This is a genomic window from Chelativorans sp. Marseille-P2723 (genome assembly GCF_902809845.1).
Taxonomy (GTDB): Bacteria; Pseudomonadota; Alphaproteobacteria; order Rhizobiales; family Rhizobiaceae; genus Chelativorans.
The window spans coordinates 691,493-704,406 of the sequence record NZ_CADDWI010000008.1 but is presented as its reverse complement, the minus strand read 5'-3'; the positions used below and the strand labels follow the sequence as shown (position 1 = coordinate 704,406).

Below are 12,914 nucleotides of genomic sequence, written 5' to 3'. Positions count from 1 at the left end.
CAATCGTCTGTTTGGCCAGTTCGGCGTCTGCTACACCGCGTCCGGGCCAGTCTCGCCTGTGCGGATCCGGATGACTTCCTCGACATTGGTGACGAAGATCTTGCCGTCACCGATCCGACCGGTCTGCGCCGCCTTGCGAATGGCTTCGATGGCTGCGTCAACCATGTCGTCGACCAGCACCACCTCGATCTTCACCTTTGGCAGGAAGTCCACCACATATTCCGCGCCGCGGTATAGTTCCGTGTGGCCTTTCTGCCGTCCGAAGCCTTTTGCTTCCGTAACGGTGATCCCTTGCAGGCCGACCTCCTGAAGCGCTTCCTTCACTTCGTCGAGCTTGAACGGTTTGATGATCGCCTCGATCTTTTTCATGATTCAGCGGACTCCGATTGCTGAGAAAACGGTTGGATCCTCGCTCCGCTGATTCAAAGCAGGATCCATGCCACTTTTGAACAAGACGCTGGCAGATGAGGAAAGGTTCGCTGACGGCCATCTTTTTTGAGGGCGTAGGAAGAGAATCGGGCCGCATCAGGGGCACAGGGCGCTTGAACCTGCCTTCACTGATGGTGAAAGTTTGCGCATTTTGCCGAAAAGTTAGGCAATCTCATGCGCAGGATTTACGACGAGGCTTCCGCAGGCCATATTCTGCCGCGAGAGAGGCAAGCCATGTACGAAGTTCTGTTGCCGCAAGAAATGACTCAAGCGGACAGGCTCACCGCCAAGGCAGGGCCATTCGACACCTATCGCCTCATGTTGAATGCCGGCACAATGATCGCGGCGGAGCTGCTGCAGCGGTTTCCCGGGGCACTGGGCTTCGACGTTCTCTGCGGACCTGGAAACAATGGTGGCGACGGCTATGTGGTAGCGCGCTTGCTCTACGAGCGCGGCCTTTCCGTAAAGATATGGCGGCATGCCGAGCCCTGGCCCGGTGGTGATGCAGCCCGCGCGGCTGCATCCTGTCCTGTTGGTGCGTCGGATCTTTCCGGCTTCCGGCCAGAGGCGGGCTGGGTCGTCGTAGATGCGCTGTTTGGAGCTGGCCTGTCAAAGCCGATTGAGGGCGTTTACGCCGACGCGCTGGAGAGGATCGCGATGAGCTCCGTACCGGTGCTTGCCGTCGACCTGCCATCGGGCATTTCCGGTGAGAGTGGCCAGGTGCTTGGAACCGCTGCCGCCGCCGACGTTACGGTCACCTTCTTCCGCAAGAAGCCGGGGCATCTTCTTTACCCGGGCCGCGCGTTCTGCGGTGAGGTCCTTCTTGCCGACATTGGCATTGGTAGCGTGGTTCTTGCAGAGATTGCCCCGAAATGTCGGGAGAATGCGCCAGCCCTTTGGCAGTCGCTCCTGCCGCGCCCGGCGGAAGAAGCGCACAAGTATCTGCGCGGCCATGTGGCCGTTTTCTCCGGAGGAGCGATGACGACGGGGGCGGCGCGGCCGCGGCGCTGCGCGCGTCGGCGCAGGAGCGGTGACGGTCCTGTCGCCCGCTGCCGCGCTTGCCGTCAACGCGATGCATCTGACGGCGATCATGCTTCGCCGCGCCGAGGACGAGGACGATCTGATCGGTTTCCATCGGGAGCGCAACCCAGCGGCCTATGTGCTGGGTCCCGGTTTCGGAGTGGGGGAGCGGACGCGCTCCTTTACCGAGTTCGTGCTGGGGCAAACCGGCAGCGAAGCTGCGCATCTGGTGCTGGATGCCGATGGTATCACGGCATTTTCAAGCGAGCCGGAACGCCTCTTCAAGGCCGCCGGGAAGGCCGGTGGCGCGCTTGTGCTGACTCCGCACAGCGGGGAATTTGGTCGTCTTTTTCCTGATCTTGCCGACGACGACACCCTGTCCAAGCTCGAAAGGGCGCGGCAGGCGGCAGCCCGCAGCGGTGCCGTTCTGGTGCTGAAGGGCGCCGATACGGTAATCGCCGCACCTGATGGGTCGGCTGCCATCAACACGAATGGCACGCCCTATCTTGCAACCGCAGGCTCGGGGGACGTATTGGCGGGCATGATCGCCGGACTGGTGGGGCAGGGGATGGAGGCATTCGATGCAGCCTCGGCCGCTGTCTGGCTGCACGCGGAGGCTGGGCGTTTCTTCGGTGCGGGTTTGGTGGCGGAGGACCTTCCGGATCTGCTGCCGCGTATCCTCAAGGAGCAGCTTCAGGAACGGTGAAGCCACCGATCATGGATGGTTGTGGCCGTAATGGGGATTGCCCGGCGTGCGCCCGTAACGGTCGACGATCATGCCGTTACCATTCGACGTCGCCTGTCCGACGAAATAGCCGGACGTACCTCCGAACAGCAGCCCTGTTGCCAGCGCAACCCAGATCCAATGAATATGGGCGGTGCGGATCACCCGGCGGCCGGACCCTTCGCTTTTCGTTTTCTGTACGGACTTCTTGCGCGCCATTGCAAACCTGTTTGAGTAAATTGCGATACACGTCTAGATTGCCCGCGCTCAACCTCCTGTAAAGAGGCACGGCCGTCAAACAGGTGGATGAGTGGCTGCTTGGGAGTACCGAATGCATTGCGTTAGCGCGACAAGATCTGGAGCAGTGCAGGGAATGCGGTCTGGATATGCTAACAACCGCCGCGGGTACGAATGCCCGCAGCAGGAGCGCTTTGATCGTTTGGCCCCCCGCCATGAGCAACCGCTGAAGCTCTACAGCCATCTTCAAGAAGATATGACGGCTGGGCGCTGCCGGCCTTCACGACGAGGATATCCTGGTTGAAGCCGCGTCTGCATGCAGGGGCGATCCGTGTCCCGAGCGCAACGGCTTGTCGAAGCCTCCGAGCAAAGGAGGCGGACGTTGAAATTTCGCCCCTGAGATTCATGCACTATGATCTGGGATATAGCGACCTGGAGCAGACGACCTTGCAAACTATCGACAACCCGCTCGGCACAAGGTTGTTACCCATGTCGTCGGTATAAAATGTAACCCATGTGTCCAGAACGGGCCATGATGTCGATGGTGAGCGCGCAGGGATTCGAACCCTGGACCTACTGATTAAAAGTCAGTTGCTCTACCGGCTGAGCTACGCGCTCGCGCGGGGAATGGACCCCAGCGAAGTGCGGCGGAACATAGTGAGGCTCCTTATCCCGGTCAACCGCAAATACCAGATTATTGACTGGCCTGCTGCGATGTGCGCGCTCTCTGCGGCGCTATGCCACGAGATGGTGATTGGAGTGCGAGGACAACGCCGGCTATATGCAGGACTTGAAAAGATATTGGTCGTACCGTTAGTTGCAGAAGGAATCGCATGGCGATCGATGTTGGCTATACAAGCGCGCTCTTCGCTGGCGCACTGTCTTTCCTCTCGCCGTGCGTCTTGCCACTAGTACCGCCATATCTGTGCTATATGGCGGGTGTGTCCGTCGATGATTTCCGCCGGATGGATGCTGGCGCAAACACACGTCTCTCCTTGCTGACCGCATCGCTGGCCTTCGTGCTTGGTTTCTCCACCGTGTTTGTCGCACTTGGCGCCGGTGCATCCAGCATTGGGGCGGTGCTCAGGGCCTGGCAGCAGGAACTGGCGATCGCAGCAGGGCTCCTCATCATCGTCATGGGCCTCAATTTCCTCGGGCTGGCACGCATTCCGCTCTTTTCGCGCGAGGCTCGCTTCCAGACAGGCGGAAAGCCTGCAAGCACTGGCGCGGCATACCTCATGGGGCTCGCCTTCGCCTTTGGCTGGACCCCCTGCATCGGCCCCGTGCTCGGACCAATCCTGACCCTTGCTGGCGGTCGCGAGACCGTGGGGGAGGGGGCCCTGATGTTGGCCGTCTACTCGGCAGGACTTGGAGTGCCGTTTTTCATCGCAGCGCTGTTCTCGGGTGCCTTCATGCGCTTTCTGCAGCAGTTCCGGGCGCATCTGGGACGCGTGGAAAAGGCAATAGGGGGCCTCTTGGTTGTCGCGGGTATCCTGTTTCTGACGGGAGGCATGCAAAGCATGGCATTTTTCCTCTTGGAGACATTCCCGGCGCTTGGCCGCCTTGGATGAGACTTTGCATTTGCGCTGCTTGCATGCACTGGTAGGGAAAATCATCCATTACGCTAACCAACGGATTTCCGCCAATGAGCAATCGTACCTGCCTTGCCGTCATACTTGCCGCGGGTGAAGGCACCCGCATGAAGAGTTCGCTGCCCAAGGTGCTTCACCCGATCGCCGGGCGCGCCATGTTGGCCCATGTGATGGATGCGGCGACGGCGGCTGGCGCCGATTCGCTGGCTGTTGTTACAGGCGCCGGTGCCGAGCTGGTGCGCGATGCCGTGGCAAATCTTTCAGCGCCGTCCGCTTCCCAGCCCGAAATTTTTGTCCAGATGGAGCGGCTTGGAACGGCGCACGCGGTGCTCGCGGCTCGGGAGGCGCTTAGGCGCGGCCACGACGACGTACTCGTACTGTTTGGGGATGCGCCGCTTCTTGATGTGGAGGCAATTTCAGCGATGCGTGCCGCACTGCAGGAAGGGGCAGCCATTGCCGTAATGGGATTCCGCACCGATCGGCCGGCGGGCTATGGAAGGCTTGTCGAGCGAGACGGGATGCTGGTTGCGATCCGCGAGGAGAAGGACTGCTCGCCCGAGGAACTCAGCATCTCCTATTGCAATGGCGGTGCGATGGCTATTGCAGGCAGGCACGCGCTGGATTTTTTGGAGAACGTTGGCAACAGCAATGCGAAGGGCGAATACTATCTGACGGACATTGTGGGCATCGCCGCTTCGCAAGGACTTCCCGTAAAGGCAGTCGAAACGCTCATGGAAACCGCACTCGGCGTCAACAACCGTGCGGAACTAGCTGCTGCCGAGGCAATCTGGCAGGAGCGCAGGCGGCGCGAGATGATGCTGTCGGGCGTTACGCTGATTGCACCCGAAACGGTCTTTTTCTCCGCCGATACGGTGATTGGCGCGGACACGATCGTGGAGCCGAACGTCTGGTTTGGGCCCGGCGTCACGGTCGAGGGTGGCGCCAGGATCCATGCCTTCTGTCATATCGAGGATGCCAGGATCGACAGCGGTGCTACCATCGGGCCCTTTGCTCGGCTACGGGGAGGCTGCGAAGTCATGGAGAAAGCCAAGATAGGCAGCTTCTGCGAGACCAAGAAGACGCGTATCGAGCAGGGAGCGAAGGTGCCGCATCTTTCCTATATCGGAGACGCAGTGATCGGCAGGGGCTCGAATATCGGTGCAGGGACCGTCACCTGCAATTATGATGGCGTCAGCAAGCACCGCACCGAAATCGGTGCAGAAGCCTTCATCGGCACCAACTCGTCACTCGTAGCGCCGGTAAAGGTGGGATCGGGGGCCTATGTCGCCGCTGGGAGCGTGGTAACGGAGGACGCGCCGGACGATTCCTTGACGTTCGGACGTGCCCGGCAAGTCTCTTATGAGGGACGCGGAAGAAGCCTGCGCCAGAAGCTTCTGGCAGCCCAAAAAGGCTGATTATTGTTGAATCACTCCTGTTTATTGCGCCCCTCGGCAAGCTCGTTGAGCAAGCGGTCCATTTCCTCCTCAATCGAGCTCTGCCGCTCGTGGGCGGGACTGGCGGCCGCTATGTCATGGGCACGAGTGGGCTGCCGGCCGCTGGCTGGCGCATGACCTCCGGACGTAGCGAGGAGCCTATCCGCCCCGGAAGCAGGCGGAAGCCGAGGCTCTGCCTCACGTCCCAATTCATACGGTGGAGGTGCATTCCGGGGAGGCTCCGGATGGGCTACGTCCGGCTGGCGGGCTGGCGCGGCCGTCAAAGGACGCCGCTCCTGAACTTCATCAACAGAAGGTAATGGCATCGGTTGCTGCCTACCGGCTTGCGAAGATCTTTCAGAACCCGGCTCGTTGCGCATGGGGGACTCGACTGCCGGAGCTGAGGATGGCTGTGGCGGTTGCGCAACCGGCTGCCGGACGCGTGCCGGTGCAGCCTCGCGCCGCGGCTCCTGTGGCTGGAGGCCACCGGCTTGCCTGACCCGGATTTGCGGTTCGATGACGATGTCGTTGGAACCACCGATCAGCAGAAGGTGCTCAACATCGTCGCGGCGTACCAGCACGAGCCGCCTTTGATTATCGATAGCGGCAGCATCCACCACCGCAAGCCGCGCGATACGGCTTCGACCGCCGGAGATAAAGGTTCCAGCGCCACCGCTGCGGAATATGCGGAAGAGGATCATGACTGCTGCGACGATCGCCAGCGCAACAATCGTCCAGAAGACCGCTCCCGCGAAGTTATCCCCCCCTGTGCTTGCCAACCAGTCACGCATGGCCGCTCTCCAGGTCCTTTTTCATCAATGGCTTAAACTACGCTGTTAAGGTGGGAAACAGCAAGCTGAATCACAGTTTCCCACCTTCCGGCTCGGCCTGGAAGGCGCCTGCGACCTTGCGCGTACGCGCCGCCCTGATATATGCGAGAAGCAAGGGGCACGCCACGGTCGGGCGCTACAGACAGGGAACGATGGTATACCCACATCTCTCATATGCCATGCCGCCGGTGCAGACCCTTAAGGCGCAAGGCGGTAGCTGCTTTCGGCGGGAGCACCTCGAAGGGCATTCACCCAGACATGCCCCCGGCCAGGACGTTCAGGGCATGCCGCATGGAGATAGTGATGCGGGCTAGGCAGGGCCGGGCTGAGATAGAATCGGTGGCTATCATCGATCAGGGCGCTCGGCCAGGCGTCATCACACGGCTGATCATCTTCATTCTCGTCCTTACTGGCTCGGCCATGGTCTTCGCCTTGTTCCAGGACCAGCTCGGCGAAGACTTTCTGCTCGGCATTCTCGGCATCCTGGCCATGATCGGCGTCGGCTATCTGTTTGCCAGCGCGATCGGATTCATCCAGATCGCGCCGCGTTCCACGGGGGACGAGCTTTCGCGCTCCTTCATCGACTCCATGGGCGAGGGGCTTGTGGTCACCGACGCGAAGGGCCGCTTGCTATATGCCAACAGGGCCTATGCCGAATTGACAGGCGCCATTTCCGCGGCCGATGTTTCCACAGTTGAAGCCCTACTCTCCGACAATCAGGAAGCCGCTCCCGTTATTGAACGACTAGCCGCGAGTTTGAGGGACGGAAAGGCGGCGGACGGAGAGTTCCGTCTTTCCCGGCCGATCCGGCCGGGGGCCGATCCGGGGGCGCGCTGGTATCGCGCTTGCGCGCGCGTCTTCAAGGTGCCGGGACACCGAAGACCGCTTTCTGCCTGGCTTTTGACCGACATCTCCGACGAGCGGGCCGAACAGGAGCAATTCTTCCTCGACCTTCAACAAGCGATTGACCATCTCGATCATGCGCCTGCCGGCTTCTTCGCAGCCGACTCGGAGGGCCGCATAACCTACATCAACGCGACATTGGCCGAATGGCTGGGTGTGGACCTGGTCAATTTCGTGCCGGGCGCGCTTACGCTCTCAGACATTGTCGCGGGCGATGGCATGGCGCTCATTCACGCCGTCAAGGCGGAGCAGGGAACCGTTCGCAATGCGGTCATCGACCTCGATCTTGCGACGATGCGAGGAGAGGCGTTGCCGGTACGCTTTATGCATCGTGTGACGGCCAGCCGTGAAGGTATGACAGGGCCTACACGCACAATCGTGCTCAACCGCCGGATAGGAGAAGACGCCTCTGCCGATCTGCGGGCATCGGAGGTGCGCTTCACCCGCTTTTTCAATTCCACTCCCATGGCAATAGCCAGCGTTGACCATGAAGGAAGGATCCTGCGCACCAATGCTCCTTTCCTATCGCTGTTTTCCAGCGTGGTGGACCGGGATGCCGTGGACCGGCGCATCAAGCTGGATACGGTGATGCAGGAGCGGGATCGGGAGCAATTTGCGGCGGCACTGGAAAAAGCCAAGGAGCGGCAGGCGGATATCGCCCCCATTGACACGGTGCTGCCCGATGACGAGGAACGCCATATGCGTTTCTATGTCAACGCCGTAGCCGATGCCGGGGAGGGCGTGGAGGAGGCTGCAATCGTCTATGCCGTCGAGACGACGGAGCAGAAGGCACTTGAGGCGCAGATGGCGCAGAGTCAGAAGATGCAGGCGGTAGGGCAGCTTGCCGGCGGTATCGCCCATGACTTCAACAATGTGCTGACCGCCATCATAATGGCGTCGGACCTGCTTTTGACGAACCACCGTCCGTCCGATCCATCGTTCCCAGACATCATGAACATCAAGCAGAACGCGAACCGCGCTGCCTCGCTGGTGCGGCAGCTCCTGGCGTTCTCCCGCCGCCAGACATTGCGTCCGGAGGTCCTGAACCTGACAGATGTGCTTGCCGACATCCGAATGCTCCTGTCGCGCCTCGTCGGAAGCGACGTCACGCTCGCCATTGAGCATGGCCGCGATCTCTGGCCGGTGAAGGCGGATATCGGGCAGTTCGAGCAGGTGATCGTCAATCTGGCGGTCAATGCACGCGATGCCATGCCCGACGGCGGTACCCTCGCCGTGCGGACTACGAACGTTCCCGGTGAGGAGTGCACCCGCTTCGGGTATCGTGAGCTAATACCTGCCGATTATGTAATGATCGAAGTGGAGGATACGGGCACCGGCATTCCCCAGGAGACGCTGAAGAAGATCTTCGAACCCTTCTTTACGACCAAGGAAGTGGGCAAAGGAACCGGCCTTGGCCTTTCAATGGTCTACGGCATCGTCAAACAGACGGGCGGCTTCATCTTTTGCGATTCGGAGCTGGGTGAGGGAACCGTGTTCCGCATCTTCTTGCCCCGCCATATCCCGTCTGAATCGGAGATCGAGGCGAAGGCGGCGGCGAATGGGGCGGCTGAAGGCGCGCACAGGGCCCCTGCGGTAAATCGTGACCTCTCCGGGTCTGCGCGCGTGCTGGTGGTGGAGGATGAAGACGCCGTGCGGATGGGCAGCGTACGCGCCCTTTCATCCAGAGGTTATGAGGTGCACGAGGCCAGTTCGGGCATCGAGGCCATGGAGATTTTCAGGTCTCTGGACGGAAAGGTGGATATCGTCGTTTCTGACGTCGTCATGCCAGAGATGGACGGGCCGACGCTGCTAACGGAACTACGCAAGGTCCAGCCCGAAGTTAAATTCATCTTCGTTTCTGGCTATGCAGAGGATGCATTTTCGCGGAATTTGCCATCGGATGCGAAGTTTGGTTTCTTACCAAAACCTTTTTCACTCAAACAGTTAGCAACTGTCGTCAAGGAAATGCTAGAGGAGAAGGCGTAAGTCGGGTTGCTCTTAAGCCCGGTGCGCCCTGGCCGTGGTTGCAGTCAAGGCGCTTTGTTGCTTCTGGTTTGGGCACCGAATGTGCTTGCCGCTCCGGTCAGACCTAGAGCGGTTCATTCTTTGTCTGAATCGGTTGGGGTTCCCATCGGGTCCTTTTTGTGATTCAAGATGTTGGCTGGAGAGGAGGCCAGCATCTTATGACAGCACCTCTTTCCAATGATCTTCGCAAGCGCGTGATTGGAGCGATCGAGGCCGGGGAGAGTTGCCGGTCGACGGCCGCCCGGTTCGGTGTCTCGGTTTCTTCGGTGGTGAAGTGGCATCAACGTTATCGTGCGACGGGCTCGGTCGCGCCGGGCAAGATGGGCGGCCACCGAAAGCGGGTGCTCGAGCCGCACCGGGCGTTCATCGTCGAGCGCATCAATCAGGTGCCGCATTTGTCGCTGCACCGGCTCAAGGATGAACTGGCTGCGCGCGGGGTGAAGGTGTCGCACAATGCCGTGTGGCAGTTTCTGCAGCGCGAGGGGCTTCGGTTCAAAAAAAACACTGTTCGCCCTTGAGCAGGCGCGGGCCGACATAGCGCGCAGGCGTCAGCGCTGGCGTTCCTTTCAGGCGAGCCTTGACCCGCACCGGCTGGTTTTTATCGACGAAACCTGGATCAAGACCAACATGGCGCCCCTGCGCGGCTGGGGACCACGCGGCAAGCGCCTGCGCGGCTTTGCCCCGCACGGTCACTGGCGCACGCTGACCTTCGTGGGCGCGCTGCGCTGCGATGGGCTGACAGCACCTTGCGTCTTTGACGGACCAATCAACGGACAGTGCTTCCGGGCCTATGTTGAGCAGCAGCTCGTGCCGGTCCTCAAACCCGGCGACATCGTCGTTATGGACAATTTGGGTTCCCACAAGTCGGCCACCGTCCGAGCTTCAATCCGGGCGGCCGGCGCCAGGCTCTGGTTCCTGCCGCCCTATTCACCAGACCTCAACCCGATCGAACAGGCCTTTGCCAAGATCAAGCACTGGATGCGCCATGCCCAGAAACGAACCGTCGAGGACACATGGCGTCACATCGGGCACCTCGTCTCAACCATCGAACCCGGCGAATGCGCAAACTACCTCGCAAACGCCGGATACGCTTCCGTCAAAACATGAAAGACTCTAGTCGTTGCAAACCTAAACGGTTACCGCCTGACGAACCATGTTCCGCTCGCCGAACACCTTGAGGTAACGCTTGATCTCGTCTGGATCTCCTGTTGACTTCTCAGGATTGTCCGAGAGCTTCACAGCGGCCCTGCCATTGGCCTTGCTCACCTTGCAAACGAGCGAGATTGCCTTGAGGCTCTTGATTTCCTCCGGGGCGCAGCCGGCAAAATCATTAGTCAGATTGGTTCCCCATCCAAAGGCCATGCGTACGCGGCCCCGGAAATGAAGATAGGTACGTTCGATCGTATCGACATCGAGCGCATCGGAGAAGATCAGCAACTTCTCACGCGGATCGCGGCCGCGCTCTTTCCACCATTCGATGATGCGTTCTCCCCCTTGGATGGGGGGGGCGCTATCGGGGCGGAAACCCGTCCAGTCCGCGACCCAATCGGGGGCATCCCGCAGAAAGGCTTCCGTGCCGAACGTATCCGGCAGGACTATGAGCAGATTGCCGAAATAGTAGCTCTGCCAGTCTTCCAGAACACGGTAGGGCGCGGCTCGCAACTCCTCATCCGTCTCGGCCAGGGCACCAAGGACCATAGGCAACTCGTGGGCGTTTGTACCCAACGCTTCCAGATCCGTGTCCATTGCAAGCTTCACGTTGGAGGTGCCGGTGAAGGATTTGCCGACTCCTTCCTTGAGTGCCTCCACACACCAGCGCTGCCACAAGAAGGAGTGCCGGCGCCGCGTGCCAAAATCGGAAATGCGGATCTCCGGATATTTTTTCAGCCGCTCGACTTTCTCCCATACCTTAGCCTTCGCCCGGGCATAGAGGACGTCGAGCGCGAAGGGGCCGAGCGAACGCATTGCGGCGCGCGAACGCAATTCGTTGATGATGGCAAGCGCCGGAATCTCCCACATGGTGGTTTCCATCCAGCGGCCATGAAAATTTAGCTCCAACTGACCGTCGCGGTGCGTGAGTTCGTAGTCAGGCAGGCGGAAATCAGCCAGCCAAGCGAGGAACTCCGGACGGAATATCTGCTTGCGGCCGTAGAAGGTGTTGCCTGCAAGCCAGATCATCTCCTTCTTGGTAAATCTGATGGAGCGGGCATGATCGAGCTGTTCTCGTAGTTCCCCCTCGTCCACCTCATCCGCAAGCCGGACCGTCTTCGTCCGGTTTGTGAGGGTAAAAGTTGCATCGACATCCGGGTAAAGGCCCCAGATCATCTGCAGCATCAGGAGTTTGTAAAAGTCCGTATCCAACAGACTGCGGCAGATCGGGTCGAGTTTCCATGTGTGGTTGTAGACCCGTCTAGCAATGTCGGTCTTGGTGGTCATGCCATCCCGCCTGGCTCGCGCAACTGAAAGCGCCTGATTTGCACCTTGCGATAGTCTGCTCGGCGTTGTTGCCGCCAACCCATACTTCTTGGAACAAAAAGTCAATGATGGGTGGGAAGTGTGCGATGCGGAACATTCACAGGCAGCTAATGTTCGAACTTCTGTGCAGCCCCGGTCAAGAGCTGAGAGAGTCGTTAGCGGAATGTTAACGACCCGGGGTGAAGAAAACCCGCGGGAGGACAACCTCTGGGAGTAATCATGAAAGATTCTCTCCTTTATGCTGTATCACGAAAAGCGGCCGCAGGATTGGCGTTGCCCCTAGCTCTGTTATTAATTTCGACAAACGGCCACGCTCATAAGGCGAAATCCGGCTGGACTTACCCATATGCCTGCTGCTCTGATCAGGATTGCCGCGAAGTGCCTGCCAGTCTGATATCAGAACGCCCCGAAGGTTATGTCATCAATGCGACGGGGGAGGTTGTGGCTTATTCGGACCGGCGTGTGAGACAGTCACCGGACGGTGTCTATCACTGGTGTTCCATTGCCGGCGCGGATAACTCAAGGACCATCTGTTTATTCGTTCCGCCGAAATCGTTCTGAAGCAGTGGACGTTTGCGCTTTCACTGGCCGCGCCCTCACGGTAGGTGGGGGCGCGTCCATAACTGGCTTTCGGCGAAAAGTGCTGTCGTTGCACGCCGACGACTTTCCGGACACGGCCAAGGCAACTTGATGTGAGATGGTCCTTCCTGTGCGCTGAAGACCAGCGCGTTCCTGCCCTGCGCGCAGACGTTTTACCAGGTGCCGGTGTTTTCCATTGACGCCCAAGGTTCGGCCTTCGGTCTGGCCTCGCCCTTCTGCAGAAGTTCGATGGAAATGCCGTCAGGCGAGCGGACGAATGCCATGCGGCCATCCCGCGGCGGCCGATTTATCACCACGTCGTTATCCATCAGCCGCTGGCAGGTTTCATAGATGTCGTCCACCTCATAGGCAAGATGGCCGAAATTCCGCCCGCCGGTATATTCTTCCGGGTCCCAATTATAGGTGAGTTCGAGAAGGGGCGCCTTCACCTCCTCGGCCTGGACCACATCCTCCGGTGCGGCAAGAAAGACCAGCGTAAAACGGCCGGCTTCATTCTCCGACCGATGTGTTTCGCGCAATCCGAGCTTGTTGCAGTAGAAATCCAGCGACCGGTCAAGGTCTTGAACCCGAACCATGGTGTGAAGATAACGCATGGCTTATTTTCCTTTCTGATGATGTTGCGAAGCATATGGCGTTCAGATCATTG

The 12,914-nt window shown here is 59.8% G+C and carries 11 protein-coding genes, 1 tRNA gene and 1 pseudogene; 7 read left to right on the top strand and 6 right to left on the bottom strand.

Features of this window, described 5'->3' with window-relative positions; translation table 11 throughout:
• Nucleotides 1-30: 30 nt before the first annotated feature.
• Nucleotides 31-369 (bottom strand): P-II family nitrogen regulator, encoded by a 339-nt coding sequence (locus HUS57_RS05160; protein ID WP_173931815.1) that lies wholly within the window; start codon nucleotides 367-369, stop codon nucleotides 31-33.
• 234 nt (nucleotides 370-603) lie between these two features.
• Here HUS57_RS05160 and HUS57_RS18130 point away from each other — a divergent pair.
• Nucleotides 604-1,209, top strand: a pseudogene (locus tag HUS57_RS18130) (NAD(P)H-hydrate epimerase); the annotation flags it as partial.
• A 250-nt stretch (nucleotides 1,210-1,459) separates the two neighbouring features.
• Nucleotides 1,460-2,155, top strand: coding sequence for an NAD(P)H-hydrate dehydratase (locus tag HUS57_RS18125; RefSeq protein WP_348640555.1), 696 nt, complete (start codon nucleotides 1,460-1,462; stop codon nucleotides 2,153-2,155).
• 9 nt (nucleotides 2,156-2,164) lie between these two features.
• Here the strand turns inward: HUS57_RS18125 and HUS57_RS05150 are convergent, their stop codons facing one another.
• Together HUS57_RS05150 and HUS57_RS05145 are read right to left on the bottom strand one after the other, a co-directional pair.
• Entirely contained in the window at nucleotides 2,165-2,392 is a 228-nt protein-coding gene (locus tag HUS57_RS05150) for a hypothetical protein (RefSeq protein WP_173931814.1), read from the bottom strand.
• Nucleotides 2,393-2,952: 560 nt separating this feature from the next.
• Nucleotides 2,953-3,028 (bottom strand) — tRNA-Lys (locus HUS57_RS05145).
• Nucleotides 3,029-3,243: 215 nt separating this feature from the next.
• Here HUS57_RS05145 and HUS57_RS05140 point away from each other — a divergent pair.
• Nucleotides 3,244-3,981, top strand: coding sequence for a cytochrome c biogenesis CcdA family protein (locus tag HUS57_RS05140; RefSeq protein WP_173931813.1), 738 nt, complete (start codon nucleotides 3,244-3,246; stop codon nucleotides 3,979-3,981).
• Between the two features lie 74 nt (nucleotides 3,982-4,055).
• Nucleotides 4,056-5,417 carry a bifunctional UDP-N-acetylglucosamine diphosphorylase/glucosamine-1-phosphate N-acetyltransferase GlmU gene (glmU, locus tag HUS57_RS05135; RefSeq protein ID WP_173931812.1) on the top strand — a complete coding sequence of 454 codons (1,362 nt, stop codon included), beginning with the start codon at nucleotides 4,056-4,058 and terminating at the stop codon, nucleotides 5,415-5,417.
• An 11-nt stretch (nucleotides 5,418-5,428) separates the two neighbouring features.
• On the opposite strand, the gene HUS57_RS05130 is transcribed toward glmU, so the two are convergent.
• A complete protein-coding gene (locus tag HUS57_RS05130) occupies nucleotides 5,429-6,226 on the bottom strand; it encodes a flagellar biosynthetic protein FliO (protein WP_173931811.1) in 798 nt (265 codons plus the stop codon).
• A gap of 342 nt (nucleotides 6,227-6,568) precedes the next feature.
• On the opposite strand from HUS57_RS05130, the gene HUS57_RS05125 reads away from it, so the two are divergent.
• Both HUS57_RS05125 and HUS57_RS05120 read left to right on the top strand, forming a co-directional pair.
• Entirely contained in the window at nucleotides 6,569-9,154 is a 2,586-nt protein-coding gene (locus HUS57_RS05125) for a response regulator (protein WP_173931810.1), read from the top strand.
• Nucleotides 9,155-9,351: 197 nt separating this feature from the next.
• Nucleotides 9,352-10,300 (top strand): IS630 family transposase gene (locus HUS57_RS05120; protein ID WP_173931600.1). Its coding sequence is split into 2 segments (ribosomal slippage): nucleotides 9,352-9,687 and nucleotides 9,689-10,300, totalling 948 coding nucleotides; the frame shifts between segments, so codons are not numbered across the junction.
• A gap of 21 nt (nucleotides 10,301-10,321) precedes the next feature.
• On the opposite strand, the gene pncB is transcribed toward HUS57_RS05120, so the two are convergent.
• Nucleotides 10,322-11,629 (bottom strand): nicotinate phosphoribosyltransferase, encoded by a 1,308-nt coding sequence (gene pncB / locus HUS57_RS05115; RefSeq protein WP_173931809.1) that lies wholly within the window; start codon nucleotides 11,627-11,629, stop codon nucleotides 10,322-10,324.
• A gap of 258 nt (nucleotides 11,630-11,887) precedes the next feature.
• Between pncB and HUS57_RS17910 the strand changes: the two genes are divergently transcribed.
• Nucleotides 11,888-12,229: a hypothetical protein gene (locus HUS57_RS17910; RefSeq protein ID WP_246727742.1), complete on the top strand. Its 342-nt coding sequence runs from the start codon at nucleotides 11,888-11,890 to the stop codon at nucleotides 12,227-12,229.
• A gap of 191 nt (nucleotides 12,230-12,420) precedes the next feature.
• Here HUS57_RS17910 and HUS57_RS05110 read toward each other — a convergent pair whose 3' ends face one another.
• On the bottom strand, nucleotides 12,421-12,861 hold the full coding sequence (locus HUS57_RS05110; protein WP_173931808.1) for a VOC family protein: 441 nt from the start codon (nucleotides 12,859-12,861) through the stop codon (nucleotides 12,421-12,423).
• Between the last annotated feature and the right edge of the window lie 53 nt (nucleotides 12,862-12,914).